This is a genomic window from Kitasatospora sp. NPDC001119, from assembly GCF_053598475.1.
Genome location: NZ_JBSFKI010000018.1, coordinates 142043 through 168450, shown reverse-complemented (window position 1 = coordinate 168450; position 26408 = coordinate 142043). Strand labels below are relative to the sequence as shown.

General features: G+C 73.8%; 30 protein-coding genes. 16 read left to right on the top strand and 14 right to left on the bottom strand.

Going from position 1 to position 26408, the window contains the following annotated elements:
• Positions 1-61: 61 nt before the first annotated feature.
• The 5 genes from ACWDD9_RS23190 to ACWDD9_RS23170 all read right to left on the bottom strand — a co-directional run bounded on the left by ACWDD9_RS23190 (position 62) and on the right by ACWDD9_RS23170 (position 4917).
• Positions 62-646, bottom strand: a complete 585-nt coding sequence (locus ACWDD9_RS23190; RefSeq protein WP_082346158.1) for an NUDIX hydrolase — start codon at positions 644-646, stop codon at positions 62-64.
• Positions 646-1803: a type III polyketide synthase gene (locus tag ACWDD9_RS23185; RefSeq protein ID WP_380743824.1), complete on the bottom strand. Its 1158-nt coding sequence runs from the start codon at positions 1801-1803 to the stop codon at positions 646-648. The genes ACWDD9_RS23190 and ACWDD9_RS23185 overlap by 1 nt, the downstream gene beginning before the upstream one ends.
• A 133-nt stretch (positions 1804-1936) precedes the next feature.
• Positions 1937-3145, bottom strand: coding sequence for a cytochrome P450 (locus ACWDD9_RS23180; RefSeq protein WP_049658807.1), 1209 nt, complete (start codon positions 3143-3145; stop codon positions 1937-1939).
• Positions 3146-3334: 189 nt separating this feature from the next.
• Complete coding sequence (locus ACWDD9_RS23175) at positions 3335-4033, bottom strand: response regulator (protein WP_255357472.1); 699 nt, start codon at positions 4031-4033, stop codon at positions 3335-3337.
• An 11-nt stretch (positions 4034-4044) separates the two neighbouring features.
• Positions 4045-4917 (bottom strand): sensor histidine kinase, encoded by an 873-nt coding sequence (locus ACWDD9_RS23170; RefSeq protein ID WP_449812565.1) that lies wholly within the window; start codon positions 4915-4917, stop codon positions 4045-4047.
• A gap of 117 nt (positions 4918-5034) precedes the next feature.
• Between ACWDD9_RS23170 and ACWDD9_RS23165 the strand changes: the two genes are divergently transcribed.
• The 3 genes from ACWDD9_RS23165 (at position 5035) to hemC (ending at position 9130) form a co-directional block, all read left to right on the top strand.
• Positions 5035-5760, top strand: a complete 726-nt coding sequence (locus ACWDD9_RS23165) for an ABC transporter ATP-binding protein (protein ID WP_049651382.1) — start codon at positions 5035-5037, stop codon at positions 5758-5760.
• Positions 5757-8066, top strand: coding sequence for an FtsX-like permease family protein (locus ACWDD9_RS23160; RefSeq protein ID WP_449812564.1), 2310 nt, complete (start codon positions 5757-5759; stop codon positions 8064-8066). The genes ACWDD9_RS23165 and ACWDD9_RS23160 overlap by 4 nt, the downstream gene beginning before the upstream one ends.
• A 128-nt stretch (positions 8067-8194) precedes the next feature.
• A complete protein-coding gene (gene hemC, locus ACWDD9_RS23155) occupies positions 8195-9130 on the top strand; it encodes a hydroxymethylbilane synthase (RefSeq protein WP_449812563.1) in 936 nt (311 codons plus the stop codon).
• Between the two features lie 4 nt (positions 9131-9134).
• On the opposite strand, the gene ACWDD9_RS23150 is transcribed toward hemC, so the two are convergent.
• Positions 9135-9737 carry a GrpB family protein gene (locus tag ACWDD9_RS23150; protein ID WP_380743817.1) on the bottom strand — a complete coding sequence of 201 codons (603 nt, stop codon included), beginning with the start codon at positions 9735-9737 and terminating at the stop codon, positions 9135-9137.
• A 218-nt stretch (positions 9738-9955) separates the two neighbouring features.
• Here ACWDD9_RS23150 and ACWDD9_RS23145 point away from each other — a divergent pair, with 218 nt between their 5' ends.
• Entirely contained in the window at positions 9956-10486 is a 531-nt protein-coding gene (locus tag ACWDD9_RS23145) for a hypothetical protein (protein WP_049651385.1), read from the top strand.
• Between the two features lie 20 nt (positions 10487-10506).
• Here the strand turns inward: ACWDD9_RS23145 and ACWDD9_RS23140 are convergent, their stop codons facing one another.
• Positions 10507-11031 carry an ArsR/SmtB family transcription factor gene (locus tag ACWDD9_RS23140; RefSeq protein WP_449812562.1) on the bottom strand — a complete coding sequence of 175 codons (525 nt, stop codon included), beginning with the start codon at positions 11029-11031 and terminating at the stop codon, positions 10507-10509.
• A gap of 65 nt (positions 11032-11096) precedes the next feature.
• Here ACWDD9_RS23140 and def point away from each other — a divergent pair, with 65 nt between their 5' ends.
• Both def and ACWDD9_RS23130 read left to right on the top strand, forming a co-directional pair.
• A complete protein-coding gene (gene def, locus ACWDD9_RS23135; protein WP_074002221.1) occupies positions 11097-11681 on the top strand; it encodes a peptide deformylase in 585 nt (194 codons plus the stop codon).
• Entirely contained in the window at positions 11678-12334 is a 657-nt protein-coding gene (locus ACWDD9_RS23130; protein ID WP_449812561.1) for a class I SAM-dependent methyltransferase, read from the top strand. Before def ends, ACWDD9_RS23130 begins: the two co-directional genes overlap by 4 nt.
• 167 nt (positions 12335-12501) lie before the next feature.
• Here ACWDD9_RS23130 and ACWDD9_RS23125 read toward each other — a convergent pair whose 3' ends face one another.
• Together ACWDD9_RS23125 and ACWDD9_RS23120 are read right to left on the bottom strand one after the other, a co-directional pair.
• Complete coding sequence (locus ACWDD9_RS23125; protein WP_380779041.1) at positions 12502-12693, bottom strand: DUF397 domain-containing protein; 192 nt, start codon at positions 12691-12693, stop codon at positions 12502-12504.
• Positions 12690-13559, bottom strand: a complete 870-nt coding sequence (locus ACWDD9_RS23120) for a helix-turn-helix domain-containing protein (protein ID WP_380779043.1) — start codon at positions 13557-13559, stop codon at positions 12690-12692. Before ACWDD9_RS23120 ends, ACWDD9_RS23125 begins: the two co-directional genes overlap by 4 nt.
• Positions 13560-13681: 122 nt before the next feature.
• On the opposite strand from ACWDD9_RS23120, the gene ACWDD9_RS23115 reads away from it, so the two are divergent.
• From ACWDD9_RS23115 to ACWDD9_RS23100, 4 genes are all read left to right on the top strand, one after another.
• Positions 13682-14167, top strand: coding sequence for an ATP-binding protein (locus ACWDD9_RS23115; RefSeq protein ID WP_449812560.1), 486 nt, complete (start codon positions 13682-13684; stop codon positions 14165-14167).
• Positions 14168-14398: 231 nt separating this feature from the next.
• Positions 14399-14602, top strand: a complete 204-nt coding sequence (locus ACWDD9_RS23110; protein WP_049651392.1) for a hypothetical protein — start codon at positions 14399-14401, stop codon at positions 14600-14602.
• 162 nt (positions 14603-14764) lie between these two features.
• Positions 14765-15538, top strand: coding sequence for a maleylpyruvate isomerase family mycothiol-dependent enzyme (locus ACWDD9_RS23105; protein ID WP_449812559.1), 774 nt, complete (start codon positions 14765-14767; stop codon positions 15536-15538).
• 30 nt (positions 15539-15568) lie between these two features.
• Positions 15569-15883, top strand: a complete 315-nt coding sequence (locus tag ACWDD9_RS23100; RefSeq protein WP_449812558.1) for a hypothetical protein — start codon at positions 15569-15571, stop codon at positions 15881-15883.
• Between the two features lie 78 nt (positions 15884-15961).
• Here the strand turns inward: ACWDD9_RS23100 and ACWDD9_RS23095 are convergent, their stop codons facing one another.
• Positions 15962-16735: a nucleotidyltransferase family protein gene (locus tag ACWDD9_RS23095; RefSeq protein WP_449812557.1), complete on the bottom strand. Its 774-nt coding sequence runs from the start codon at positions 16733-16735 to the stop codon at positions 15962-15964.
• Between the two features lie 376 nt (positions 16736-17111).
• Here ACWDD9_RS23095 and ACWDD9_RS23090 point away from each other — a divergent pair, with 376 nt between their 5' ends.
• Both ACWDD9_RS23090 and ACWDD9_RS23085 read left to right on the top strand, forming a co-directional pair.
• Entirely contained in the window at positions 17112-18326 is a 1215-nt protein-coding gene (locus ACWDD9_RS23090; RefSeq protein WP_449812556.1) for a serine hydrolase domain-containing protein, read from the top strand.
• Between the two features lie 105 nt (positions 18327-18431).
• Positions 18432-18968 (top strand): hypothetical protein, encoded by a 537-nt coding sequence (locus ACWDD9_RS23085; protein WP_449812555.1) that lies wholly within the window; start codon positions 18432-18434, stop codon positions 18966-18968.
• 74 nt (positions 18969-19042) lie between these two features.
• Here the strand turns inward: ACWDD9_RS23085 and ACWDD9_RS23080 are convergent, their stop codons facing one another.
• Positions 19043-20062, bottom strand: a complete 1020-nt coding sequence (locus ACWDD9_RS23080; protein WP_449812554.1) for a hypothetical protein — start codon at positions 20060-20062, stop codon at positions 19043-19045.
• A gap of 130 nt (positions 20063-20192) precedes the next feature.
• Here ACWDD9_RS23080 and ACWDD9_RS23075 point away from each other — a divergent pair, with 130 nt between their 5' ends.
• Complete coding sequence (locus ACWDD9_RS23075) at positions 20193-20792, top strand: TetR/AcrR family transcriptional regulator (protein ID WP_449812553.1); 600 nt, start codon at positions 20193-20195, stop codon at positions 20790-20792.
• On the opposite strand, the gene ACWDD9_RS23070 is transcribed toward ACWDD9_RS23075, so the two are convergent.
• Positions 20789-21448, bottom strand: a complete 660-nt coding sequence (locus ACWDD9_RS23070) for a TetR/AcrR family transcriptional regulator (RefSeq protein ID WP_449812552.1) — start codon at positions 21446-21448, stop codon at positions 20789-20791. The genes ACWDD9_RS23075 and ACWDD9_RS23070 overlap by 4 nt on opposite strands.
• Positions 21449-21563: 115 nt before the next feature.
• Here ACWDD9_RS23070 and ACWDD9_RS23065 point away from each other — a divergent pair, with 115 nt between their 5' ends.
• Complete coding sequence (locus tag ACWDD9_RS23065; protein ID WP_049651400.1) at positions 21564-22307, top strand: SDR family oxidoreductase; 744 nt, start codon at positions 21564-21566, stop codon at positions 22305-22307.
• Between the two features lie 61 nt (positions 22308-22368).
• Positions 22369-22791 carry a hypothetical protein gene (locus ACWDD9_RS23060; RefSeq protein ID WP_387966405.1) on the top strand — a complete coding sequence of 141 codons (423 nt, stop codon included), beginning with the start codon at positions 22369-22371 and terminating at the stop codon, positions 22789-22791.
• A gap of 105 nt (positions 22792-22896) precedes the next feature.
• On the opposite strand, the gene ACWDD9_RS23055 is transcribed toward ACWDD9_RS23060, so the two are convergent.
• The gene (locus ACWDD9_RS23055) at positions 22897-24432 is read right to left on the bottom strand and encodes a carbohydrate binding domain-containing protein (RefSeq protein ID WP_449812551.1); all 1536 of its coding nucleotides are present in this window, start codon (positions 24430-24432) and stop codon (positions 22897-22899) included.
• Positions 24433-24777: 345 nt separating this feature from the next.
• Here ACWDD9_RS23055 and ACWDD9_RS23050 point away from each other — a divergent pair, with 345 nt between their 5' ends.
• The gene (locus ACWDD9_RS23050; protein ID WP_049658731.1) at positions 24778-25731 is read left to right on the top strand and encodes an aldo/keto reductase; all 954 of its coding nucleotides are present in this window, start codon (positions 24778-24780) and stop codon (positions 25729-25731) included.
• 27 nt (positions 25732-25758) lie between these two features.
• Here ACWDD9_RS23050 and ACWDD9_RS23045 read toward each other — a convergent pair whose 3' ends face one another.
• A complete protein-coding gene (locus ACWDD9_RS23045; protein ID WP_117487287.1) occupies positions 25759-26361 on the bottom strand; it encodes a GNAT family N-acetyltransferase in 603 nt (200 codons plus the stop codon).
• Between the last annotated feature and the right edge of the window lie 47 nt (positions 26362-26408).

The following is a 26408-nucleotide window of genomic DNA, read 5'->3' as shown; positions in this document are numbered from 1 at the left end:
TGCTGTTCGGCTGTTCCGGTGGTCTTCCGTCCCAGTGGGAATATCCCGGCGGGGAGCGGTTTCAGCCCAGCCCGGCCCGTCGGCGCAGCTCCACCGCCAGCGCGACCAGCTCGCCCCACCAGGCGTCGTGCCCGGCCAGCAGCAGCCGCTGGGCCTCCGCGGGCGGCACCGGACGGACCTCGACCACCTGCTCGCCGTCCGCCGGGTTGGTCGGCGCGGAGTCCAGCGCGACCTCGCCCCAGCCCCACAGCCAGGCCTTCTCCGGGTGCGGCTGCCACGGCCGGTACGGCACCGGGTCCTCGGTGCGGCAGCGGTGCGCGCCCAGCCAGTGCGGCTCGCCGAGCAGCCGGGCGCCCGCCTCCTCGCGCAGCTCCCGGGCCAGGCAGTCGACGATGCCCTCGTCCTGCTCCCGGGTGCCGCCGGGCAGGAACCAGTGGTCCCGGTCGTCCCGGCAGAGCACGACCTGACCGTCCGCGAAGCCGACCAGGTGGATGTTGGTGACCAGGGCGTCCGGCGGCGGCTCGGTGGAGAACTGCGCGTCGAAGCGGCCCCAGCTCCAGTACTGCGGCGCGTGCAACGCCGGGAACAGGGCGGCGAGTTCGGCTGATCTGGCAGAGGTGTCGGTGCGCTCCGTGGTATCGGTCATCAGGAGATCGTAGTGCCGGTCGGGAAACGGCGGGGGACGGTCGGATGGACGAGCGCGATGTCGGAGGTGGAGATGGCGCGCGGCCGGCGCGGACGCGCCCCTTCGGCCGGTGCGCCGACCCAACTGCCCAGCGAGATCTCGGCGGTGATGCCCGGTCCGAAGCCCGCGATCAGCCCGGTGGTGCCCTCGGGCACGCCGCCGTCGGCGAACAGCCGGGCCAGGGCGTCGAAGACGACGGCGCTGGCGATGTTGCCGCGCTCGGTGAGCGTCGCCCGGCTGTAGCGGAAGGTGGCCGGCTCCAGGTTGAGGAAGCGGCAGAGGTCGTCCAGGATGCGCGGGCCGCCCGCGTGCACGATGTAGAAGCCGAGCCCGGAGACGTCCCAGCCGTGCTCCCCGGCCAGGCCGCGCAGCGCGGGCGCGAGCAGCTCCATGGTGCCGGGTACCCGCCGGTCCAGCTGGAAGTGGAAGCCGGTGTCCTTCACCCCGTATGAGATCCAGTCCTCGGTGTGCGGGACGAGGTGCGAGCCGTTGCGCTCGACCTGTACGCCGTGCCCGCCGTTCCCGCGCATCACCACGGCGGCGACCGCGTCGCCGAACAGCCCGTTGGAGAGCAGCGAGCCGACGTCGAGGTCGGTCGGCTGGTAGCAGAGCGAGCAGAACTCGCAGGCGACGATCAGCACGTTGGCGCCCGGGTAGGCGCGGCAGAAGTCGTGCGCCCGGTTGACGGCGGCGCCGCCGGCCGCGCAGCCGAGCTGGGCGATCGGCACCTGGCGGGTGTCGGAGCGGAAGCCCATGGTGTTGATCAGCCAGGCGGTCATCGACGGCATCATGAAGCCGGTGCAGGACACGTAGACGATCAGGTCGATGTCCCGGGCGGTCAACTCGCCGTGGGCGAGGGCGCGTTCGACCACCTCGGGGACGCGCCGCTTGGCCTCGCGCTCGTACACCTCGTTGCGGACGGTGAAGCCCGGGTGGGCGAGGGTCCGCTCGATCGGCTGGACCAGGTGCCGGGTGCGCACCCCGGTGTTCTCGATCAGCCGCAGTGCCAGGCCGAGTCGGGGGTGGTCGGCGTGCAGGGTGCGGGCCAGGGCGAGGGTCTCGTCGAGGGTGATGACGTGCTCGGGTACGGCGATGGCGGGGCGGCAGAGTGTTGCCATGGGTACGGGTCTCCCCTGGGGGCCTGGTGGCAGGCATGGTGGATGCGTGGAGCGGTGCGGACGCCGCGGCAGCCGTGGGCGGCGGGCGGCGGCGGGTGGTGGTGACGGGTGGCGGCGGCAGGCGGGGAGTCGGCTACCAGGCCACCGGCAGGGTGCGCGGGAAGCGCCAGATCGAGCCGGAGTTCCAGTCGAGTTCGGACGGCTCGACGGCCAGCCGCAGGCCGGGGAAGCGGCGCAGCAGGGTGCCGATGGCGACCTGCAGCTCCATCAGGGCCAGGTGCGAGCCGAGGCAGCGGTGCTGGCCGTACCCGAAGGTCATGTTGACGGGCCCGGCGTCGCGGTCGAGGTCGAGTTCGTCGGGGCGCTCGTAGGCCGCCGGGTCCCGGTTGGCGGTCAGGTAGGAGACGTGCACGGCCTCGCCGGCCCGGATCAGCACGCCGCCCAGTTCGACGTCCTCGGTGGCGACCCGGGCGATGCCGACGCCCTGGCGGAACGGGATGAAGCGCAGCAGCTCCTCCAGGGCGCGGGGCAGCGTCTCGGGCCGGGCGCGCAGTTTGGCGAGCTGCTCGGGGTGGGTGAGCAGGGTGTAGGTGAGGTTGCCGAGCTGGTAGGTGCTGGTGTCGTGGCCGGTGACCAGCAGGACCATCGCCATGACGGTCAGCTCGTCCGGGTCCAGCAGTTCGTCGCCGTCGCGGGCGGTGGCCAGGGCGCTGATCAGGTCCTCGCCGGGGTGGGCGCGGCGCTCGGCCGTCAGCCCGGTGAAGTAGTCGCGCAGCGCGCTCTTGGCGGCCTCCTGGCCGTCCCGGCTGCCGGGGCCCATCCGCATCATCGCCACGGCGTGGCCGCGCAGTTCGGCGCGGTCGGCGGCGGGGATGCCCAGCAGTTCGCAGATGGTGGTGAGGGGGAGGCGGCCGGCCAGGAAGTGCATCAGGTCGGCGGGGGCGCCGTGTTCGGTCATCTCGTCGAAGTAGCCGTCGACGGTCCGCTGGGTGGCCGGGCGCATCCGTTCGACCTGGCGGTTGGTGAAGCCCTGGGCGACGAGCCGGCGCAGCCGGTTGTGGGCGGGCGGGTCCATCAGGTTGATCGCCTCGGCCTGGGCGATCGGGGCGGGCGTCATCCGGGGCAGGTCGCGGCCGATGCCGGCGGCGCGGCTGAACCGGCGGTCGCTGGTGACCACCTTGACGTCCTCGTAGCGGGTGGCCAGCCAGGCCTCGCCCTCGCCGTGCGGCAGCCGGATCCTGGCGACCGGGGCCTCGGTGAGCAGTCGCTTCAGGAGGGGGTCGAACTCCAGGCCGTCGGTGTGGTGGAAGGGGCAGTCCCACACGGGGGCGGTGGTGGTCACGGGCCGGTCCAAGTGTTCTCGTCATGCCGGGGGGTGGCGCCCGAGGTGGTGGTCACGTTCGGGCGTGGACATGCAGATGGTGCCCCATGAACTGGCAAAAAGGAGAACGTGGTGAAGAGAGTTAACTCCAAGGAGTGAGATTGGGCTGATATTCATGCCAATCAGCATGAGGTCAAGGGAAGTTGACGGTCAGTCGGCGCCGCCCGGCGCGACCAGCCCGGTCTCGTAGGCGAGCACCACCGCCTGCGCCCGGTCCCGCAGGTTCAGCTTGGCGAAGATCCGGGCCACGTGGGTCTTCACCGTCGACTCGCTGAGCGTCAGCTCGCGCGCCAGCTCGGTGTTGGACAGCCCGCGCCCGAGCAGCGCCAGCACCTCCGCCTCGCGCGGGGTGAGCGGCGCGAGGTCGCGGTGCAGCGCCGGGCCGTCGGCGCCCGGGGCCGGGCGCGGGGCGCCGGCCGCGAACCGCTCGACCAGGCGCCGGGTGATCGAGGGGGCGAGCAGCGCGTCCCCGGTGTCCACCAGCCGTACGGCGGCGGCGAGGTGGGCGGAGGTGACGTCCTTGAGCAGGAAGCCGCTGGCCCCGGCGGACAGCGCGGCGTAGACGTAGTGGTCCAGGTCGAAGGTGGTCAGCATGATCACCCGGCAGCCGGGCACCTGGGCCAGGATGCGCCGGGCGGCCTCCAGCCCGTCCGTGCCGGGCATCCGGATGTCCAGCAGCGCCACGTCCGGGCGGTGCAGGACGGCGGCGGCCACCGCCTCGGCGCCGTCCGAGGCCTCGGCGACCACGTCGATGCCGCGCGCGGTGAGGATCATCCGGAAGCCGGTGCGGACCAGCTCCTGGTCATCGGCGATCACCACCCGGGGGCGGCGCTCCTGGTCCTGGGGCACGTTCTCCTCCGTCACGGCCGGTCCAGCGGGATGCGGGCGCGGACCCGGAAGCCGCCGCCGAGCCGGCGCCGGGCGTCCAGGTCCCCGCCGTACACCGCGACGCGCTCGCGCAGGCCGATCAGCCCGCGCCCGGCGCCGTCCGGCCTCGGCCCGTCCGGTCCGGCCCGACCCCCTGACGCGGCGGCCGCCCCGGAGAGCACGCTCGGACCGCTGTTGAGCACCTCCACCCGCAGGTAGTGGTCCGCGTAGCGCACCGTCACCTCCGCCGTCACCCCGTCCCCGTGCTTGAGCGCATTGGTCAGCGCCTCCTGGATGATCCGGTACGCCGTCACGTCGATCCCGCCCGGCAGCGGCCTCGGCTCGCCCGAGACCCGGACCTCGACCGGCAGCCCGGCGAAGGCGAACCGGTCGATCAGCGGGCTCAGCCGGCTCAGGCTGGGCTGCGGCGCGAAGCCGTCCGGCGCGGGCTCGTCGCTGCCGTCCGCGGCGGGGGCCAGCAGGCCGAGCAGGTGCCGCAGCTCGGTCATCGTGTCCCGCCCGGCCGCCTCGACCGCGGCCATCGCGGCCGCCGCCTCCGCGGGCATGGTGGCCAGCACCTCGCGCGCGGCCCCGGCCTGCACCACCATCAGGCTCACGTTGTGGCTCACGATGTCGTGCAACTCGGCGGCGATCCGGGACCGTTCGGCCTCCACGGCGGTCCGGGCGGCGCTCTCCCGCTCCCGTTCCAGCAGCCAGCCGCGCTCGCCGATGGCCGCCCGGTGCAGCCGCCGCGCCCGGGCGAGCGCCACCGCCAGCCAGCCGGCCGCCGTGCCCGCCGCGGCGGCCGTCGCGACGGCCGCCCACTCCCACCCCGTTCCCCACACGGCGACAGCCTCCCAGGTCACCGCATGATCCACATCATCCGGGGGTGCCGCCCCCGTACATCCCGGGTACTACGGCCGCCGCGGTTACACCCGGGGTGGGACGTGCCGGCGGCGGCCCCGCGCCTACGGTCGTCCACCATGAGCAACGACCACGACGGGACCTCCCGGCCGGACGACGCGCAGGTCGTCGTCGAGCTGTCCGGGGTGCACAAGGAGTTCGGCGACGCCAAGGCGCTCGACGGCGTCGACCTGCGGATCCGCGCCGGCGAGGCGGTCGCCGTGATGGGCCCCTCGGGGTGCGGCAAGTCCACCCTGCTGAACATGGTGGCCGGACTGGACCGGCCCACCGCCGGCACCGTCCGGGTGCAGGGCCAGGACCTCGGGCGGCTGAACGAGAACGGGCTGGCCCTGTTCCGCCGCCGGCACGTCGGCATGATCTTCCAGTTCTTCAACCTGATCGACGACCTCCCGGCCCTCGACAACGTCGCCCTGGCCGCCCAGCTGACCGGCACCGGAGCCCGCCAGGCCCGCCGCCGGGCGCTGGAGCTGCTGGACGAACTCGGCGTCGCGCACCGCAAGGACGTCTACCCGGCCACGCTCAGCGGCGGCGAGCGCCAGCGCGTCGCGGTGGCCCGCGCCCTGATGAACCGCCCGGCCCTGCTGCTCGCCGACGAGCCCACCGGCGCCCTGGACAGCCGCTCCGGAGAGCAGGTGATGGACCTCCTGATCGACCTCAACCAGATCGGCCAGACCCTGCTGATCGTCACCCACGACCCCGCCCTGGCCACCCGCTGCGCCAGCCGGCTGGTCGAGGTCGCGGACGGCCGGGTGGCCGGCGACCGGATGCTGGAGGCGTCCGCATGACCGGCGCCGTCTGGCGTGCCTCCCGGGCGGCCGTGAAGCGCCGCCGGGTGCAGACCATCGTGATCGGCCTGGTCGTCTTCTGCTCCACCACGACCGTGCTGCTCGCCCTCGCGGTGATCAGCGCCGCCCGGGCCCCCTTCGACGACGCCTTCTCCCAGCAGCGCGGCGCCCACGTCGTCGCGACCTTCGACCCGGCCGGGGCCACGCCGGAACAACTGGCCGCCACCGCCCACCGGCCCGGCGTCGAGGCCGCCGCCGGGCCGTTCGACCAGGCCGTGGTGGAGATCCCCACCGACTGGGTCGGCAGCCCGCCCGGAGCGCTCACCCTGGTCGGCCGCTCCGACCCGGCCGGCCCGGTGGACCGGGTGCAACTGCTGGGCGGCCGCTGGGCGAGCAAGCCCGGCGAGGTCGTCATCAACGAGCCGTTCGGCGGCTACTCGCCCGCCAACCTGGACTACCCGCTGCCCCTCAGCGGCGGCCGGACGCTGACCATCGTCGGCTACGCCACCAGCATGAGCCAGAGCGCGGGCGGCTGGGTCACCCCCGAACAGGCCGCCGACCTGCACCCCAGCGCCCGGCAGATGCTCTACCGGTTCTCCGACGCCTCCGACGAACAGCGGCTCACCTCCGCCCTGGCCACCGCCACCGAGGGCCTGCCGAAGGACGCGCTCACCAACGTCCAGTCCTACCTGGTGCTCAAGGACGCCTTCTCCGCGGGCGCCGACGCCTACCTGCCGCTGATGACGGTCTTCGGCGTGCTCGGCCTGGTCGTCGCCGCGCTGATCGTCGGCAACGTGGTGAGCGGCGCGGTCGTCTCCGGCTACCGGCACATCGGCGTGCTGAAGGCGATCGGCTTCACCCCGCGCCAGGTGGTCACCGTCTACCTGACCATGGTCTCGGTACCCGCCGTCGCCGGCACCGTCCTCGGCACCGCGGCCGGCTGGGTGGCGGCCCACCCGATCCTCCAGTCCGCCTTCTCCGGGATCACCACCGGCACCGCCGTGATCGAACCGGCCGGCTGGCTGCCCGCCGCCACCCTGGTCAGCGTCCCGCTGCTGGTGGTCCTCGCCGCCCTCCTCCCCGCCTCGCGCGCCCACCGGCTGTCCGCCGCCCAGGCCATCTCGGCCGGCAGCGCACCGCGCGCCGGGCGCGGACTGAAGGTCCAGCGCCTGCTGAGCGGCACCCGCCTGCCGCGCGCCGTCAGCCTCGGCCTCGGCCAGCCCTTCGCCCGCCCCGGCCGCACCGCGCTCACCATGTCGGCGATCGTGCTCGGCGTGCTCACCGTGACCGTGACGTCGGGACTGGGCACCACCCTGACCAGGCTGGTGGGCCACAACGACGGCCACACCCACGTCAGGGTGCAGACCGCCCACTTCGCGGGCAACAAGACCGAGCCGCGGCTCACCCCCGCCCAGACCGAGACGATGCTGCGGACCACCCCCGGGGCCGACCAGGTCCACGTCCGCGGGCTGGTCAAGGTCGGGCTGGTCGGCTTCACCCAGCCGGTCTTCGCCGACTTCCTCAGCGGCGACGGGATCGCTGAGCAGCTGCAGCGCGAGGTGGTCAGGGGCCGCGCGGCGACCGGGCCGAACGAGATCGAGGCCGGGCCCTCCTTCCTCCGGGAGCACGGACTCAAGCTCGGCGACCGGCTCACCCTCGACCTCGACGGCCGCCGGCTGACCGTCACCGTCGTCGGCGAGATGGTCCAGGGCAACGCCCGGGCCTTCACGTCCAACGACCTCACCCGGGCCGCGCTCACCGACGACCCGCACGCGGTCGAGTACGACATCAGCCTCGCCGAGGGCGCCGACGCCCAGGCGTACCAGCGGGCCGTGACGGCCGCCGACCCGAGCCTCTCGGCCCAGGTGTTCGCGCCCGACCCGTCCGGCCCGATCGTCGCGGTGATCAGCTTCGCCACGATCTTCACCGTCCTGCTGTCGGTGGTCGCCGCACTGGGCGTCTTCAACACCCTGCTGCTCACCATCCGCGAGCGCCGCCGGGACCTCGGCATGCTCAAGTCGATCGGCATGACACCCCGCCAGGTGGTGACGATGACGATCACCTCGGTGGCCTGGCAGGGCGTGGTCAGCGCGCTCATCGGCGTCCCGGCCGGCATCCTGGCGCACCGGCTGCTCATCGAGAACGTCGGGAGCATCCTCTTCCCGGAGTGGACGATGGACGTCTGGAGCGCCCCGCTGCTCACCGGCGTCGGCGTCGCGGGCGTCGCCATCGCCGTCCTCGGCGCGCTCGTCCCGGCCCGTTCGGCCGCCCGGCTGCCGATCGCCGAGGTACTGCACAACGAGTGAGTCCGGGGTGGGGGGAGGGCCGGTCGGATCATCCGACCGGCCCTCCGCCGTGCGCGGGTCCGCCGCGTTCCCGTCACGGAACTGACGCATGCTCAGTCCGTGCCGTGAGGACGCCTATCATCTGCGCCATGGCCACCGCTGAGCTGATCCGCATCGTCTCCCGCTCCTCGCCCATGGCACTGGCCCAGGTCGAGCGGGTCCGCACCGAACTCGCCGCCCTGCACCCGGGGCTGCGCACCGAGGTGGTGCCCGTCACCACCTCGGGCGACCGCTGGACGGGTGATCTCGCCGCCCTCGGCGGCAAGGGCGCCTTCACCAAGGAGGTCGACGCCGCGCTGCTCGCCGGGGAGGCCGACGTCGCCGTCCACTGCCTCAAGGACGTGCCCGCCGACCGACCGCTGCCGGCGGGCACCGTCTTCGCCGCCTACCTGCGCCGCGACGACATCCGCGACGCCCTCGTCCACCCCGGCGGCCTGCCGCTGGCCGCCCTCCCGCCCGGCACCCGGATCGGCACCTCCTCCGTCCGCCGGGTCGCCCAACTCGCCGCCTCCCACCCGCACCTGGAGTGCCTCCCGATCCGCGGCAACGCCAACAGCCGGCTCGCCAAGCTGGACGCCGGGGACGTCGACGCGCTGCTGCTCGCCCTCTCCGGCCTGGAGCGGATCGGCGAGCGGGCGCGGATCACCGAGGTGCTCGGCATCGAGGCGATGTGCCCGCCGATCGGCGCCGGCATCCTCGTCCTGCAGTGCCGCGAGGGCGACACCGCGACCATCGAGGCGGTCACCGGCCTCGGCCACCACGACACCTGGCGCGAGGCGGCGGCCGAGCGGATGTTCCTGCACGCGCTCCAGGGCCACTGCAACAGCCCGATCGCCGGGTACGCCAGGGCCGAGCGGGACGGCCGCCTCTCGCTGCGCGGCCGGGTCTTCACCCCGGACGGCAAGCAGGTGCTGGACGCCCACGAGTGGGCGGGCGCGCTCAGCCCGGAGGACCTCGGGACGTCGGTGGCGCTGGCGCTCAAGCGGCAGGGCGCGCAGGAGCTGATCTCCTCGATCCCGCACTGAGCGGCTATTCCGCTTCGGCCGCGGCCCGTTCGATGATGCCGGCGATCACCTCGGTCTTGGCGTCGGCGTAGTTCTGCAGGTACTCCCAGGACTGCTCGGCCAGGGCCCGCTTGGCGTCGGCGTACAGCTCGCGGTCGCCGCGGTGGCGGCGCAGCCGGTCGCGGAAGCGCAGCATCCGCCCGATCTCGGGGCATCCGGCGGACAGCACGTGCAGGTTGGCGTAGTCGGCACTGGGATCGATGGCGTACCGGCGCAGGACGCGGTGCTCGTACCAGTCGGGTTCGCGGACGGCGAGCCGGTAGCCCAGGGCCTCGAGGGCGGGCACGTAGGCCGCCTCGTCGGCGGAGTCGGGCACGATCAGCAGCATGTCGACGACCGGTTTGGCGGGGAGGTCGGGCACGGAGGTGGAGCCGACGTGCTCGATCCGGTGGTCGAGGTGGGCCAGACGCTCCGCCATGCCGGCGGCCTCCCGCTGGTAGGCCGCGGGCCACCGCGGGTCGTGGTCGCGCAGGACGATCCGGCCGTCGGGCCTGGTGGGCGCACCCAGGTTGGCCGCCTCGATCTCCTCGGTGGTCATGGGGACGCGCGGGATCTCCTGCTCGGGCACGGCCGGCTCCTGTTCCTCGGGTGCTGGTCAAGGGGGTCCTCGTCGGGGACCGACCCAGTAGACCAGGACGCGTCGGCCTTCGCGCGGCCGTCGGGTCGGGGCCGCGTCGGCTTCCGCGCGTCGCCTGACGGTCCGCGCGGTGAGCGGATGGTGACGCTCCGGAGGTTTTTCTCTTCCGGGTGAGAACCGGCCGGGTGCGCGGGGCGTCCGTTTGAGGCGTGATCAGTGCGGTGCTCGGCGGGATGCCGATGTTCTGGCCCGGGTTGCTGCTCTCGCTGGTGCCCGCGGCCTTGTTGAACCGGCCGGTGGGGCGGTTGCTGCGGGCCCACTGGGTGGTGGGCTTCGTCCTGCTGCTCGGGCTCGGCGGGGTGGTCGTGGCGACCCTGCTGCCGGAGGCGTTCCGGCTCTCGGAGGGCGCCGTCCGGCACTGCGCCGTGGCGGGCGGCCGGCCGCGGTCGCCGTACGAGCTGCTGCACGTCCGGCACATCGAGCTCAAGCTGGCGACCTACGCCCCGGTCGGCTTCGCGGCGGCGCTGGCGGGCCCCCGGCGGCGGGCGGCGGCGCTGCTGGGTGCGGCGGTGCTGCCGTTCGCGGTGTCGGCGGTGCACTACGCGCTGCCGGCGATCGGGCGGGCCTGCGATGTGCAGGACGTCTGGGACGGGGTGCAGGGGGTCGCCTTCGGAGCGGCGGCGGGGTTGGCGGCCGGGCCGCTGGTACGGGCGGTGCGGGCGCGGTCGCGGGCCGTCTGACGGCCTGTCCATCCGGCGGTCTACTGGTCGAGGAGCGGGAAGAGCCGGGTGACGGCGGCGACCGGGCGGGCCCCGGCGGGGCGGGCGGCCGGGTCGGTCTCGCGGCCCCGGTAGCGGGCCAGCATCCGGCGGACCTCCTCGCCGACGGCGGCCAGTTCCTCGGGCGTCAGGTAGACGACGGCGCTGAAGGCCTCGTCCTGCCGCCACTCGGCCGGGGCCTCGGCGCGCCGGGTGAGCCAGCGCTGGTAGCTCTCGTCCTCCAGGCCGCGCGCCAGCTCTCCGAACCCGCCTTCCACGGCGTCCGGTCGGCTTGTCGGCAGCCGCCAGGGCCGGGCCCGTCCGTCGGTGGCCGGGGCCTCCTCGATCAGCCCGTACCGGGCCAACTGCCGCAGGTGGAACGAGCAGAGGCCGGAGCTGAGGCCGAGTCGGGCGGCGGCCTCGGTGGAGGTGACGGTGCCGTGCTCGCGCTCGGCGAGCAGGTCCAGCAGCGCGGTGCGGACGGCGTGCTCGGGGAGGGGGCCGGTTCTGACGAGGTCTTCGGTCACTTTGCAAAGTCTGCTACTTTGCAAAGTCAGACCGCAAGTACCGTCTCTCGAAGGAGTGCCCTCCCGTGTCCGAGCTGCGCGAACGGCCGACCGTCCTGCGGATCACCGAGGTGGGGGAGGAGATCCTGAGCCGCACCTGCCGGACCGCCACCGAGGAGGACTTCGGCAGCGAGCGCCTGGCCCGGCTCATCGACGACATGTTCGCCACCATGCACGTCGCCGACGGCTGCGGCCTCGCCGCCAACCAGGTGGACGTCGACCTGCGCCTGTTCGTCTACGACTGCCCCGACGACGACGGCGTCCGGCACACCGGCCACGTGCTCAACCCGGTGGTCGACGAGCAGGAGCCCGGCCGCGCACTGATCGAGGAGACCGAGGGCTGCCTCTCCGTCCCCGGCGCGAACACCAAACTCGCCCGCCCCGCCCGCACCGTGGTGCGCGGCGTCGACCAGCACGGCGACCCCGTCGTGATCGAGGGCACCGGCTACTTCGCCCGCTGCCTCCAGCACGAGACCGACCACCTGAACGGCGGCCTCTACATCGACCGCCTCTCCGCCCGCGACCGCAAGCGCATGCTGAAGCAGACCGCCGACCGCCGGGAGAAGGTCTTCGCCGAACGCGCCGCCAGGGCTGCCAAGATGGCGCGGTGACCGAACCCGCGCACCTCGCCGCCGTCCGCGCCTCGTACGACGCCGTCGCCGCCGACTACCTCCGCCTCGTCGTCCCGCCGGAGGGCATGGACCCGGTGTCCCGCGCCATGCTCGCCGCCTTCGCGGAGCTGGTACGGGAGTCGGGCGGCGGCGAGGTCGCGGACCTCGGCTGCGGCCCCGGGCGGGTGACGGCGTACCTGTCCGGCCTGGGGCTGCGGGCCTTCGGGGTGGACGTGTCGGGCGAGATGGTCGCGCTCGCCCGCCGGGCCTACCCCCGACTGCGCTTCCTGCACGGCTCGATGGACGCCCTCGACCTCCCCGACGGCGCCCTCGGCGGCATCCTCGCCTGGTACTCCGTCCACCACACCCCGGCCGCGCAACTGCCCCGCCTCTTCGCCGAGTTCGCCCGCGTCCTCGCACCCGGCGGCCACCTCCTCCTCGGCGGCCACGTCGGCGAGGCCCAACTGCTGCGCCCGACCCAGGCGTACGGCCACCCGGTGTCGTACGCCTCGCACCTCGTCCCGGCCGGGCACCTCGCCGAACTCCTCGAACAGGCCGGCTTCACCGTCACGGCGCGGACGGAACAGCCGAACCCGCAGCGGGAGAACCGGTCCCACGCCTGTCTGCTGGCCCAGGCACCCGGCCGCCGCTGAGCCCGGACATCGGCGCGGCCCGCCGGACCAGGGAGAGCGTCGGCGGCTGACACACGCCGGCCCGGACCCGTACAGAGTGGATCTGTCGGGTGGGGCAGGAGGCCGCAGGTACGCCAACGGCCCGCCGCCGGGAAGGCGGTGGGCCGTTTGAGGGGAGCTCTGGTCGGTCAGACCTCGGTGGTGGCGGCGAACTTCACGAAGGCCGCCCAGGCGGTCGGCTCGAAGGCTAGCTGGGGGCCGGTCTTGTCCTTGGAGTCACGCACGTGGACGGTGCTGGGGGTCTCGGCGACCTCGATGCACTCTGCGCCCTCGTTGCTGCTGTAGCTGCTCTTGAACCAAGCCAGCTCGGCCATGTTCATCGCTCTCCCAGGATCATTTCGATCAAGGCCAATGACGCCCTCATGTTGAGCGCCTGCCCCCTGAGGGTGCCGTACCGTGCAGCCATCTTACGGACTTCTTCCGGCTCCGTGATCAGCCTGTTGACGTGCTGGACTTCCACATACGCGATCGGCGGCCGTCCGGGAGGGGTGAGGAGCGTGAAGGGCCCGCCCATGCCCGCGTTCTCGGGTGCGTCGAGCGGCATGATCTGCAGCTCAAGGCCGCGGATTTCCGCTACTTTGAGAAGTCGTTCGAGCTGCTCTCGATGCACATCCCAACCTCCGATCGGGCGCCGGAGGACGCTTTCGTCGATTACCCAGCTCATGGTTGGCAAGGGCCACCGGGTGAGGATTTCCTGGCGAGCGAGCCGTGCCGCAACCCACGTGTCGATCTGTCCCACCGAGAGCCACGGCCTGCGCATCTCGTAGAGCGCCCGCATGTGAGCTTCGGTCTGAAGCAGTCCAGGAATGAGCAGGGTGCTGTAACTGTGGATCTCCAGGGCCCTGCCTTCCTCCTGGGTGAAGGCCTTGTTGTAGGCGGGGTGCCTCTCGGACACGCGCACCTTCGCCTTCATCACGTCGTCCGCGACGACCTTGAGCAGCCCGCCTGCGTCAAGGGCGTCGTCCACCACCGTCAGGTACTCGATCCTCGGGGTCCGCACGCCCCGCTCCACGGCCCCGACGTGGTCTTCGCTGTAGCCGGTGGTCTTGGCCAGCTGCTTCTGCGTGATTCCCGCCCGCTCGCGGAGGAGTTTGATCATCTTCCCAACCGCGCTGTAGAACTCCGCGACGCCGTCGAAGCCCTCCGCCGTCTCGCCGTCCTCGAAGACGGTTCCCTCAAGGCTCATCGCAGTCCATCTCTTTCGATCTTGGGTCGACCGGCAGGCCAACTATGTGCACCCGTACAGATACTCTCTGTGTCCGCCGGGCTGCTGGCCAGCGTACGTCCGCCCGACCACGCTTAACTCCCATGACGACCGAAATCCCCCTCGAAAACCCCCGGTCCCGTACCGCCCTCTTCGCCGCCACCCCCAAGGGCGCCGCCGTCTGCCGGCGCCTGGCGAGGCGTCAACTCACCCACTGGGGGCTGGACTCCACGCACACCGAGCCGTTCCACTGCGCGCTGCTGATCGTCACGGAGCTGGCCGCCAACGCGATCACGCACGGACGCGTTCCGGGGCGCGGGTTCGAGCTTCACCTCTCCCTCACCACCTCCGTGCGCCGGGGCACCACCCTTCGCATCGAGATCAGCGACCCCCGGGGTGACAGACTCCCCGTCCTCCCCACCGTCCACACCCCCAGCGCCCAGACCGGACGCGGCCTCACCCTCATCGACGCCCTCAGCCACCGCTGGGGCACCATCCCCCGCCACCCCAACTCCAAGACCGTGTGGGCCGAACTCGACCTCGTCGCGCCCGCCGCGCCCGCCGCGCCCGATGTCCCTGATGCCCCCTGAACCCCGCGATAGCCCAACACCCCACTGAACCAACAGGAGTGGGAAGTCGACCCCTCCGACTTCCCACTCCTCTCGCTTCCTCGCCGACGCCCACCGCCGGTCCGGGGACATCCCAGGTTTGTGGGATACCCCCAGGTCGAGGGGCATTGCCAGGATGTGGCGCACGGAGCCGACCACTCCGGCCGGGCTCCGTCGGAGCGTCCGGCCGTCTCGAAAGAGGGATCCACACCCATGAAGATCCGCCGACTTGTCGCCGCCTCGGCCGTTGCCGCCGTGCTGGCCCCGGTGCTCGTCCTGGCCACCGGGACCCAGGCGAACGCCTACCCGCGGCAGCTGTCGAAGAGGGAGCAGTGCACCGCGGCGTGGAACGTCAACTACTGGTCCGGCGGCGCGTCCTTCGCTCGCGGCCAGTGGGCCGCCTGTATGGCGGGCTGACCGCCTCCCGCGGCCCCCGGCCCCGGCCGGGGGTCGCGACCCACCGGCCGCTGTCGTCCGGTGTATCGGTGACGTCGGCGCCCCCGTGCTCCGGTCCACCGCGGGGACCATGCCGACAAATTCGCTGTCCGGTGGCCGGAGTGCCGTGATACACAATCCGGCGTGCAGAACATAGTGGAGTTTCCCGAGGTCCTGAGGCTGATCGAGGACCGGTCGGCCGCTTTCCGCGCCGCGATCGCGGCCGCCCCCGACCTCGACGTCCAGGTCCCGACCTGCCCGGACTGGACGCTGCGTGAACTGGCGCAGCACCTCGGCGACGGCCGCCGCCGCCAGGCCGCCATCGTCGCGGCTGGCCCGGGCGCCGAGCCCCCGGCGAAGACGTCCCCGAAGGGCGCCCCGACCGCGCCCCGTGACCGCGAAGCCCTGGACGCCTGGCTCGCCGAGTCGACCGGGCTCATGCTCGACGCTCTGCACGAGGCCGGCCCGGACCGCGGCTGCTGGACCTGGTGGGGCCGCTCGCAGGCCCCGGAGACCAGCGGAGCCCTGGCCCGGCACCAGATCCAGGAGATCGCCGTCCACACCTACGACGTCCAGCTCATCCTGGGCGCCGCACAGCCGCTGCCGGCGGACGTCGCGGTCGAGGGCGTCGACGAGTTCCTGACGACCGTCTCGGCGACGACCGTCCCCTGGCCGTTCAAGCCGGCGACCATCGACCTGCACGCGGCCGAGGGCCGCTCCTGGCGCCTGACCCTCGACGCCTCCGGCGTCCGCTGCGACGGCCTCGCCGCCGACGCGGAGCCGGGCGACATGGTGATGCGCGGGGCGGCGAGCGACCTGGTCCTCTACTTCTACGACCGCATCCCGCTCGACAGCCTGGACAACTCCGGCACCACCGAGCCGATGGAGCAGCTCGCGGAGTGGGACCCGACCGCGTAGAGGCGCACGGCGGACGGGAGCCGGTTCCCGGTGAAGCGGCCTTACTGGCAGCCGTACTGGTGGCGGCTGCGGTTCCGTGCGGACGGCGAGTCGGAGTTCGCGGTGCTGGGTCCCGGGCCGGTCGGCCGGGTTCCGAACGACGCGCTGAGGAACGTGCCCCTGGAGGTGTGGGCGGACGCCCTGCTGGAGGAGGCGCCCGACGAGCTCGACGACCTGCGCGGCGACCTGCTCCTGGAGTGCTTCACGGAGCCCGCCCCCACGGAGGGCACCCCGCCGGTGTACTCGCGCCAGGTCCGGCTGCCGGGCCCCGCCCTGCCTCCGTACCCCGGGAGACGGCTCTCCTGAGCCACCGCCCCGGCGCCACTCCCCGGCCGTGGAGCGCTGCGTCGCTCGTGCTGAGGACGATCGTGGACCGGGGAGATCTCAGGCCGGCGGGTGTCGGTCCCCGGTCGCACCGCTGGGGCCGGGTCCGTTCCCGGGTGGCGCGGTCGGTGCCACGCGCTCCCGTAGCTCTCGCAGGTCCGCCGGGGTGTTGACCGCGCACCAGTAGCCCTCGGCGCGGTACCCCGCCAGCTGCCGCAGCCGCACCAGGTGCGGCAGGGTCGTGGTCGCGTGGTCCCCCCGGTCCGGCAGCAGGGGGACGACCCCGGGCGCGAAGGCGTACACGCCGCCGTTGACCGTGCAGGCGGGCGGCGGCGGTGCGGCGAGTTCGGCGACCCGCCCCAGGGCGTCGCAGCGGACCGTGCCCCGGGGCAGCCGGGGCGGGACGAGGGCGACCGTGGCCAGCGCCCCGCAGCGCAGGTGGTGGGTGCCCAGCGGGGTGAGCGGGAAGTCGGCCCAGATGTCGCCGTAGACGGCGAACCACGGTTCCCGCGGCGCCGGTAGCGCGCGGGCGGCGAGCTTCAGCCCGCCGCCCCGGCCCAGCGGGGTGGACTCCACGACCACGGTGGTGCGGACGGGCAGGGGCGCCGTGCGGACGTAGTCGGTGATCACCTGGGAGCGGTAGCCCGCCGAGACGACCACCGTCTCCACGCCCGCGTCGGCGAACCGGTCGAGCTGGTGGCGCAGCAGCGGTGCGCCGTCGACCTCGACCATCGCCTTGGGGCGCAGGTCCGTGTGCGGGGCGAGCCGTCTGCCGCGTCCGCCTGCCAGGATCACGGCTTGGCGGATCGGGAAGCACGTGTCCGGCGATGGCATTCCCGACCTCCCGGGAGCGACGGCACGGCTTCGGAGCCCCGGCCGCGGTGCGGACGGAGCGTACGAATGCGACGAGGGTGGCCCCGACGCGCCGCTGGAGAGGCAACCGATCCGATCGCCGTGAAGTCACGCCGATGAGCGGGTGATCGGTGTGATCGGTGCTCCTGTCCTGCGGAGTGATCGGTCGGGTCCACAGATGTCCGAGTCGGACGTCCCCCACAGCCTCCTGTGTCGTGCCTCCGGGTGAACCCTGACGGAAGATCAGGGGGCGGCGGCTCCCCGCCCCTGATGCCCCGGACGAGCGGGATCGGAAGACTCGTCGTCCGGGCCGGGAACCACCGGCCCGGACGACGACCAGTCTGGAGCCGGACCGCACGTGAACGCGCACACGAACCGCAACCGTTGGGCCGTCGTGGCCGCCTCCGCCGCCCTGGCGGCCGCGCTGACGGTCGGGGCGGGCACGCCCGCCCTCGCCACCACCTCCGCCGCCACCGTGTCGGCGACGGCGGCGAGCCCGTCCGCACTGTCGCCGCTCGACCCGGCGGCGCTCCGGGCCGCCCTCGCCCAGCGGCCCGCCGCCGACGTCTCCGCCGGGTTCGTGCGGGTCACCGGCTCCGGCGGGAGGTTCGAGGGCAGCTCGGCGGAGGGCGGGGCGGCCGTGGACCCGCAGGGCCGGTTCCGGATCGGGTCGATCTCGAAGGTCTTCACCGCCACCGTCGTCCTCCAACTCGCCGCCGAGGGCCGGATCGACCTCGACGGCAGCGTCCGACGGTACCTCCCGGACCTCCCCGCCCAGTTCGGGGCGGTCACGGTCGGGCAGCTGCTCAACCACACCAGCGGACTGCCCACCGGCGACAACACGTACTGGGGCGACGGCACCACCGGCTGGTTCGCCGAGCACCGGCTCGACGCGCCCACCCCCGAGGAGATCGTCGCCTCGATGGCCGGGCAGTCGCCGGCCTTCGACCCCGGCACAGCCCAGCAGTACAACGGCATGAACACCTTCGTCGCCGGGCTGGTCGTCGAGAAGGTCACCGGCCACCGCTACGCCGAGGAGCTGCGCCGTCGGATCATCGGCCCGCTCGGCCTGCGCGACACCTCCCTCCCGGACGCCGACGACCCGGCGCTGCGGCGCCCCGCGACCCGCCCGTACCTGACCGTCCCCGACGCAGACGGCGGCTCGCACCGCGTGGACGTCACCGAGCAGAGCCCGTGGCCCTGGGCCGAGGGCGGCATGATCTCCAGCGCCCCCGACCTGGACCGCTTCATGACCACCCTGTTCCGGGGCCGCCTCCTCCCGCCGGCCCAGCAGGAGGAGCTGTTCACCGTCCCGGAGGTGCCCGTCGCTCCGGGCAACCGCTACTGCCCGGACGACACGGCGTGCCTGAGCATGGGCCTCGTGCGCCTCGCCTCCGGCGGCGTCGTGGCCTGGGGCAAGACCGGCTCCCGGCCCGGTTCCACCAGCGGCGTCTTCGCCACCCGCGACCTCTCCCGGACGGTCGTGTACTCGGTCGACCCGACCACGCTGAAGGGCACCGAGACCCCGTACGCCCTCGGGCTGCTGAAGTCCGCCTTCGGTCTGGGGAAGTAGGGCCCGTCTCCGCCGCTGGTCGGACGGGCGGCTGGCTCGCGCGGGGGAGGGGGACGGGCCGAGCGGTGGACGTGCGGCGGGGGCGGTGTCCGGGAGCGTGGACGCATGCTGAAGACCATCCCGGTGGGCGACACCGAGCGCCCCGTTCCCCGATGGGCCCTGCGGCTCGCCAAGGCCCTTCCGTTCATCGTGCTGCCGCACTGCCTGTGGCGGCTGCCGTTCGCGTTCGACTTCCGGATGGGCACCGTCGACCCGCAGGCCCCGGCCTACGTCTGGTGGGCCGCCCCGTACGTGATCGGTCTGAGCGTGCTCACCGAGGCGCTGACGCTCCTGACCCTGGGGCTGGTCAGCGGTTGGGGCGAGGTGTTCCCGCGCTGGGTGCCCGTGCTGCGGGGCCGCCGGGTGCCGCCGCTCGCGGCGGTCGTCCCGGCCGTGCTCGGCGGGCTGGTCCTGGCGGCCCTGTTCGACGGGATGCCGCTCGGCTGGCTGGGGGTGTTCGAGGAGGTCGGGTACAGCAACGGCTGGTGGCTGCTCCTGGGGCGGGTCTGCACCTCGACGGCGATGTTCTGGGGCCCGATCACCCTCGCCCTGGCCTGGGACTACCACCGCCGCCGTCGCCCCGCCGCCGCTCCGGCCCGTTGACGCCCGGCCGCGGGCGGGCCGCCGTGCGCGGGAGGTCGGCCCGGCCGACTTCCCGCGCTTCCGCGGCGGGCGGCTCAGTGGGTGCGGTAGTACTCGGCGACGGCGGAGAACGCCTCCTTCGGGTCCCAGGGCAGGCCGGGGTAGGTGGTTCCCGCGCGGTCCTCGTAGGTCCTGACGACGCCGTAGCTGGCGAGGTCGAGATCGTCGCGAGGGTCCCCGTCCGGGCGGTGGACGTGGTCGTAGAGGGCGAAGGTGAAGACGAAGGCGGCGTCGACGCCGCCGGCGTCGAAGGCCTCCAGCAGTTCCCGGACGTACGCGGCCTGCCCGGCCTCGTCCCGCTCGTAGACGCCGTCCAGCCGGACCGGGCCCCCGTCGGCGTACTCGACGATGTCCAGGCCGTTCGCGCCCCGGTCGCCGGCGCCGCGGAAGGTGGCGGAGCCGAACTCGGTGACGGCGACCGGCTTGCCCTGGGCGGTCAGGTCGCGGACGCCGCCGGCGAAGCGGTCGGCGGTCTCGGCGGAGCGGTACAGGTCCAGGGAGACCAGGTCGAAGGGCTCCCAGTCGACGCGCTCCAGCGGTACGGCGGCGTATGTGACGCGCCCGCCGAAGCGGGCCCGGACGGCGGCCACCGCCTCGGCGAGGAACGCGTTGACCCGGCCGCTCACCGCACCGAGGTGTTCGCGCACCTGCTCGGGCCGGGCGAGCAGGGCGAGGCGCTCGCCGATGCCGGAGCCGGGCAGGAACCCCGGGTTCATCAGGCTGAGTTCGGCGCCGGTGACGAACACGACCTCGGCGCCGCGCCGCCGCAGCCGCTCGGCGCGCTCGGCGCAGTCGGTGAGGAGCGCGAGCATCGCGTCGGCGGTCAGTTCCAGCGGGTAGGGCGAGAACCAGACCTCCAGGCCCAGGTCGGCGGCGTGGCCGGCGGCGAGCTCGATCCGCTCCGGGTCGCCGCCCATGATGCGGACCGCGGTGCAGTGCAGGTCGTCCCGGATGATCCGCAGCTCACGCTCGACCGCCTCGGAGTCGAACCAGGCGCGGGAGTACGCCCCGTCCCTGATGAAGCCGGTGTCGTAGCTGATTCCCTTGGCGCGCACGTTCTTCCGCCCTTCCGGCGAGAGAGAATTTACGGTACGGCCAGTACCCTAGTTGCCGACGGCCCGGCACGGCAAGAAGGATGGGGAGGGTACGGGCGGTATCGGCGGGCGGACTGGGCGGAGCGAGGGCATGGCCGGGCAGACGCGGCGGCGCGGAGCGGCGCTGGAGGAGGCGATCCTGCACGCCGCGGTCGAGGAGCTCACCGGGGCCGGGTACGCCGGGCTGACCATGGACAAGGTCGCCGCCCGCGCGGGCACCAACAAGAACGCCATCTACCGACGCTGGCCCAACCGGCTGGCACTCGGCATCGCCGCGTACAAGCAGCTCGCGAAGACCGCCCCGCTCCCCGACACCGGTGAACTGCGTGGCGACGCCCTGGAGTTGCTCCGCCAGGCGAACCGCCACTGGAGCTCCCCGCTGGGCGCCGTACTGCGCGAGCTACTGGCCGCGGCCGGCGGCGCCACGGAGTTCCTGGCCCAGCTGCAGGACCAGTCCGGCGACGCCGTGGCCGCGCCCTGGCTCACCGTCCTGGGCCGCGCCGTCGCCCGCGGCGAGGCCGCTCCCGAGGCGCTGCACCCCCGGGTGGCGACGGTGGCGATGGTGCTGCTGCGCAACGAGTTCATGGCGCGCGGGGTGCCGACGGCGCCGGACGACGTGCTGGTGGAGATCGTCGACGAGGTGTACCTGCCCCTGGTGCGCGGGCGCGGCCAGGGGCGGCAGCGGAGCTAACGGCCGCGCTTCCCCTCGGTGTTCGCCTCGGCGTTCCCGCTGGCGTTCCCCGTGAGCAGTGAGTCGGCGAGCCGCTCCGCGGTGCCCGCGTCCAGTGGCCCGTGTCCGAGCAGGAAGCGGTACCAGAACACCCCGTAGACCTGGTCGGCGATGAGGTCCGGATCGGCGTCCGCGGACAGTTCGCCGCGCTCGCGTCCCCGGGTGAGGAGTTCGCGCAGCGCGGTGCGGCGGGTGGCGGTGAAGCTCCGCATCAGGTCGGCGAGGTGCGGGTCGCGCGCGGCCTCGCGGGCGACGGTGCGCAGTGCGGGGGCGGTGGTGTCGCGCTGGGCCGCCTCGAAGGTGGTGCTGACGAAGGCGCGCAGGTCGGCGCGCAGGTCGCCGGTGTCGGGGCCGGACACGTCCTGGTCGGCGCGGTCGGTGAGGGCGTCGAGCAGGACGGCGCCCTTGGAGGGCCACCAGCGGTAGACGGTCTGCTTGCCGACGCCGGCCGCGCGGGCGATGGCGTCGATGGTGACGGGGGTGCCGTCGGACTCGGCGAGCAGGCGCAGCGCGGCGTCGAGGATCGCGCGGTGGGCGGCCTCGTTGCGGCGGCGTCCGGTGTGCGGGCGTGCCGCCGGGGCGGCCTCGGTGGCCTCGGTGCCCTCGGTCTCGCTCATCGTGCTCCCTCTCCTCCGGTGTGCCTCGCCCCGATCCCCCTTGACAAGACTATCAGTCTCGACAACCATCATTTCCGGAACCGACAGTCTCGATAAGTCGAAAGGCCCCACCACCATGAGCACTGCGTCAACTCCCTTCGCCGGACAGCGCGTCGTCGTGATGGGCGGCAGCTCGGGCATCGGCGAGGCCACGGCCACCGCCTTCGCCGCCGACGGCGCCGAGGTCGTGGTGACCGGCCGCGACCGCGACCGGCTGGACGCCGCCGTCGCCCGGATCGGCGGCAAGACCACCGGGCACCCGCTGGACGCGACCGACCCGGCCGCCCTCGCCGCCTTCTTCGCCACGACCGGCGTGGTCGACCACCTGGTCGTCGCGGTCAGCGGCGCGGCCGGCGCCGGCCCGTTCGCCCAGCTCGACCTGGCCGAACTCGCGGCCGGCTTCGACGCCAAGTTCTGGCCGCAGGTGCGCGTACTCCAGGCGGCGCTGCCGCACCTGCGCGAGGACGGCTCGGTCACCCTGATCACCGCAGCATCGGCCCGCGCCGCCTTCCCCGGCACCGCCGGACTGGCCGCCATCAACGGCGCGCTGGAGGCGATGGTGCCGCCGCTGGCCGTCGAGCTGGCCCCGCTGCGGGTCAACGCCGTCTCGCCCGGCGTGATCGACACCCCGTGGTGGGACCGCGTACCGGCCGAGCAGCGGGCCGCGCTGTTCGAGGGCCTCGCCGCCACCACCCCGGTCGGCCGGGTCGGCCGGGCGGAGGACGTCGCCCGGGCGATCCACCTGCTGGCCGCCAACGGCTTCGTCACAGGTGTGGTGCTCGACTGCACCGGCGGGGCGAACCTCCCGACCGGCCGCTGAGCCGGGCGGCGGGCTGCGCGGAGCCGGCGGTGCTGTCACAGCTCACCCGTACGGTTCGACCGTGAACGTTCCCGAGGTCATCCCCATCAGCCACCGGCCCGACTACCGCACCGACACCATCGGCCGCTGGCAGGGCGGCCAGTTCCTCGCCTCGGCGCTCGGCCTCGGCGCCGGCCGGTACTACGCCGTCCTGCACCGCTTCGACGCCGCCGGCCGCCACCTCGACTCGCGGATACACCCCGCCGGCGAGGCGCCGCAGGCCCGGCTGCTGCTGGCGGAGTGGCTCGACGCCCTGCCCGGCCGCGAGTACGGGGACATCGCGATCGCCCCGTTCGCCGTGCACGTCGACGGCGAACTGTTCGGCCTGGTGCGCGAGGACTACGAACCGGACGAGGTGGACGACGAGGAGGATCGGGTCCACTTCGAGCTCTACCCCGACGGCCTGGGCTTCGACGCCCCCTGGTGCGGCTGCTACGACACCTGAGCCGCCCCGGGGCGCGTCACCACTCCGCCTCCCGGTAGGCGAGGCCGGTGGCCGGCCGGCCACCGGGCGTGTGGTCGACTGCCCGGCGGCCGGCGGCCGGTGGGCTCAGCCCGCGTACTGGCCGAGGATCTTCGCGAACTCGTACGGCTGCTGCGGGATGTTGGTGCACTTGGACAGCGAGCCGCCGGTGCAGGCGTTGGCGTCCCGGGTGGCGTCCCAGAAGGAGAGCATCCCGAGGTGGTTCTGCCGGGCGAAGGCCACCAACTGCTGGGCGTCGGCCTGGTTGTAGACCTGGTGGTCGTCGTTCTCGCCGATCATCGGGGTGACGCCGACCATGGCCCACAGCTGGGCGTCGGTCTTCGCCGGGTAGAGCGCCTTGAGCTGGCCGAACAGCGACTGGGCGGCCTGGACGGCGGCGTTGCCGTAGTCCGTCCCGCTCCGGTAGTAGTCCATCGCCATGATGTTGACCAGGTCGACGGCGACCCCGGCGTCCCGGGCGGACTTGACGATGGCGACGCCCTCGGAGGTCAGGCCCTCGGGCAGGACGGGCAGGGTGAAGGAGACCCTGAGGCCCGGGTGGGCCTGCTGGAGCCTGGCGAGGGCGGCCGAGCGGCGGTCGTTGGCGGCGGTGTCGGCGATGGCCGCGCCCTCGATGTCGAAGTCGACGTAGCGCAGGTTGTAGGCGCTCACCACCGCGTCGTACTCGGCGAACAGCGAGTCCACCGTGGTGCAGGCGGCGGCGAGTTCGGTGCCGGCGGCGCCGCCGAAGGAGACCTTGACGTCGCCGCCGGCCGCGCGCAGCGCGTCCACCTGGTCCTTGGCCCAGGCGGTGCGCGGGTCGTAGGCGTTGAACCAGCTGGCCTTGCAGTCGACGCCGGTGACGAAGCCCATCGTGTAGCCCTTGAGGCCGGCCGCCTTGGCCAGGTCGGGCATCGAGGGGGTCGGCCAGGCGCCCATGTCGATGAACGGGGCGACCGGGAGCGCGACGTTCGGCGCCGGGGTGCCCGGGCCGCCGGTGGGCGTTCCGGTGGGCGCGCCGGTCGGGGTGCCGGTCGGGCTCGGCGGGGTCGAACTCGGCGGCGGGGTGGTCGGGTTGCCGCCGCCCGGGCCGGTCAGGGCGATGTCGTCGGCGAGGTAGCCGCCCTGCCCGTACCAGCCGTGCAGGTACACGGTGACGCTGGTGGTGGCCGCCCCGGTGGTGAAACTGGTCGACAGCTGCTGCCAGTCGGCGCCGCCGGCGGTCCAGGTGGCCGGGTCGGTGACGCCGCTGCCGGTGGCGCCGAGGTAGACGTACCGGCCCTGCACCCAGGCGCTGAGCGTGTACGTGGTGTTGGGCCGGACGCTGACGGTCTGGCCGCACTGCGCGGTGTCGCTCGCGCCCACCGCCCCCTTGAGCGCGTACGTCCCGCTGTGCGCACCGGAGTCGACCAAGCTCCCGGTGCCGGCCGAACAGCTCCACGGGCCGAGCGCGCCGCTCTCCAGCCCGCCGTTGGCGAGCAGGTTGCCGTCGGCGGCGCCGGCGTTCCCGGCGAGGACGGCCAGGCCGCCGGCGGCGAGCGCGGTGGCGGCGGCGAGGCTCAGCAGGGTGGTCCGGCGGGCGGGGCGGCGGTGTGTGGGGGCGTGCTGGGGCGCGCTGGGCATGGGGGTGCCTCTCGGGACGTGGGGGCCGCCCGCGCCGCGAGGGGGAGGCGCGGGGCGGGCGGCGGCCTGGGGTGGTCCGGGGTGGGGGAGCGCGGTGCTGAGCATCAAACTGGACTAGACCAGCTGTGCACGTCAAGCATTTCCCGGTCTCGGACGCCCCGTCAGGGACAGGTTTTAGGAACGGTTAAGACGATGCCGGGCGGCGGTCGCGGCGGGCCCGGGGATGAGGGGGCTTGACCTTGAGTGCACTCCAAGGTGAAAGCTGAGGGCGTTGATCACGCACCACCACGCGAACACCGCGGCCACCCCCACGGGAGCCGCGGAAACCACGACGGGAGCACCACCATGCGCAACGCCTCGTTCGGCACCAGCGGCCCGGAGATCGGCGTCATCGGTCTCGGCTGCATGGGCATGACCTGGGCCTACACCGAGCGGGACCGGGACGACGAGAAGTCGGTCCGGGTGATCCGGCAGGCGCTGGACCTCGGCGTCGGCCTGATCGACACCGCCGACATGTACGGCCCGTACACCAACGAGGAGGTGGTCGGCGCCGCGCTGGCCGGCCCGTACCGGGAGCGCGCCTTCCTGGCCACCAAGGTCGGCATCGTGCCGGGCGGCGCGGGCCAGCAGGAGCGCAACGGCCGACCCGAGCACGTGCGCCGCTCGATCGACGAGAGCCTGCGCCGGCTGGGCACCGACCACGTCGACCTCTACCAGCTGCACCGGGTCGACCCCCAGGTCCCGATCGAGGAGACCTGGGGCGCGTTCGCCGAGGTCGTCGCGGCGGGCAAGGCCCGGAGCATCGGCCTCTCCGAGGCGGGCGTCGAGGAGATCAAGCGGGCGCAGAGCGTGCACCCGGTGGCCTCGGTGCAGTCCGAGCTGTCGCTGTGGACCCGGGACGCGCTGGCCGAGGTGCTGCCGTACACCGAGGAGCAGGGCATCGCCTTCCTGCCGTTCTCGCCGCTCGGCCGGGGCTTCCTGACCGGCGGGATCACCTCCATCGAGGAGCTGCCCGCCGACGACTTCCGCCGCCGGCTGCCGCGCTTCCAGCACGACGCGCTGCGGGCCAACCTGGCGCTGGTCGGGAAGGTCCGGGCGGTCGCCGAGCGGATCGGCGCCACCCCGGCGCAGGTCGCGCTGGCCTGGGTGCTGGCGCAGGGCCGGTACGTCTTCCCGATCCCGGGCACCAGGACGCCGCGCTACCTGGTGGACAACGTGGGGGCGGCCGGGATCGAGCTCTCGGCGGCGGACCTGGCCGAGCTGGACGCGCTGCCGGCCGCGACCGGCGAGCGCTACTGACGGCGGCGCTGCCCCGTACCCGCGCCGTCAGCGCTCCCGCACCCACACCAGCTGCCGTCCGGTCTCGCCCGGAGCCCGGACGGCGGCCTCCGCGACCCGGTCCAGCCGGTAGCCGAGCTTGCGCGGGACGGCCGCGCTGGCGCCGTTCGCCCGGTCGCAGCGGATCTCCACCCGGGTGATCCCGGGCAGGGCCAGCGCGGCCTCGGTCAGCGCCCCGGCCGCGGCGGTGGCGATGCCCCGGCCGACGTGCCCGGCGGCGACCCAGTAGCCGATCTCCAGCGCGCCCGGGCCGATCCGCCCGTGCAGGCCGAAGGCGCCGATCACGCCGCCGGGCTCGGCGTCCAGGCCGGCCAGGTACATGAAGTCGGTGCCGGCCTCCCAGGCGGCCGCGCCGGCCCGGGTCAGCTCGGCGGTCCGGGCCCGGGAGGGGGCCTCGGCCGCCCACTCCATCCAGGGCCGCAGGTGGTCCAGGTTGGCGCGGACGGCCTGGTTCAGCGCCGCCGTGTGGCTGCTGCGGCGGCGCCGCAGCCAGAGGCCGCCGGGCAGCCGCAGCCGTTCCGGCGGCCGCCCGGCGGTCGCCTCCACCAGCGGTGGGGCGAGGCCGCAGGGCCGTGGCTGTGCTTGGCTCATGGCGGCGATTATGTCCTTGGCCGGGACCTGTCACCATCGGATATCCC

Excerpts from the sequence above, each read along its gene's own strand:
- ACWDD9_RS23085 (WP_449812555.1), top strand. The coding sequence starts at position 18,432 with ATGCTGAAGACCATCCCGGTGGGCGACACCGAGCGCCCCGTTCCCCGA.
- ACWDD9_RS23065 (WP_049651400.1), top strand. The coding sequence starts at position 21,564 with ATGAGCACTGCGTCAACTCCCTTCGCCGGACAGCGCGTCGTCGTGATG.
- ACWDD9_RS23095 (WP_449812557.1), bottom strand. The coding sequence starts at position 16,735 with ATGCCATCGCCGGACACGTGCTTCCCGATCCGCCAAGCCGTGATCCTG.
- ACWDD9_RS23045 (WP_117487287.1), bottom strand. The coding sequence starts at position 26,361 with ATGAGCCAAGCACAGCCACGGCCCTGCGGCCTCGCCCCACCGCTGGTG.
- ACWDD9_RS23075 (WP_449812553.1), top strand. The coding sequence starts at position 20,193 with ATGGCCGGGCAGACGCGGCGGCGCGGAGCGGCGCTGGAGGAGGCGATC.
- ACWDD9_RS23125 (WP_380779041.1), bottom strand. The coding sequence starts at position 12,693 with ATGAACATGGCCGAGCTGGCTTGGTTCAAGAGCAGCTACAGCAGCAAC.
- ACWDD9_RS23050 (WP_049658731.1), top strand. The coding sequence starts at position 24,778 with ATGCGCAACGCCTCGTTCGGCACCAGCGGCCCGGAGATCGGCGTCATC.
- ACWDD9_RS23055 (WP_449812551.1), bottom strand. The coding sequence starts at position 24,432 with ATGCCCAGCGCGCCCCAGCACGCCCCCACACACCGCCGCCCCGCCCGC.
- ACWDD9_RS23190 (WP_082346158.1), bottom strand. The coding sequence starts at position 646 with ATGACCGATACCACGGAGCGCACCGACACCTCTGCCAGATCAGCCGAA.
- hemC (WP_449812563.1), top strand. The coding sequence starts at position 8,195 with ATGGCCACCGCTGAGCTGATCCGCATCGTCTCCCGCTCCTCGCCCATG.
- ACWDD9_RS23115 (WP_449812560.1), top strand. The coding sequence starts at position 13,682 with ATGACGACCGAAATCCCCCTCGAAAACCCCCGGTCCCGTACCGCCCTC.
- ACWDD9_RS23160 (WP_449812564.1), top strand. The coding sequence starts at position 5,757 with ATGACCGGCGCCGTCTGGCGTGCCTCCCGGGCGGCCGTGAAGCGCCGC.
- ACWDD9_RS23185 (WP_380743824.1), bottom strand. The coding sequence starts at position 1,803 with ATGGCAACACTCTGCCGCCCCGCCATCGCCGTACCCGAGCACGTCATC.
- ACWDD9_RS23110 (WP_049651392.1), top strand. The coding sequence starts at position 14,399 with ATGAAGATCCGCCGACTTGTCGCCGCCTCGGCCGTTGCCGCCGTGCTG.
- ACWDD9_RS23165 (WP_049651382.1), top strand. The coding sequence starts at position 5,035 with ATGAGCAACGACCACGACGGGACCTCCCGGCCGGACGACGCGCAGGTC.
- ACWDD9_RS23120 (WP_380779043.1), bottom strand. The coding sequence starts at position 13,559 with ATGAGCCTTGAGGGAACCGTCTTCGAGGACGGCGAGACGGCGGAGGGC.
- ACWDD9_RS23070 (WP_449812552.1), bottom strand. The coding sequence starts at position 21,448 with ATGAGCGAGACCGAGGGCACCGAGGCCACCGAGGCCGCCCCGGCGGCA.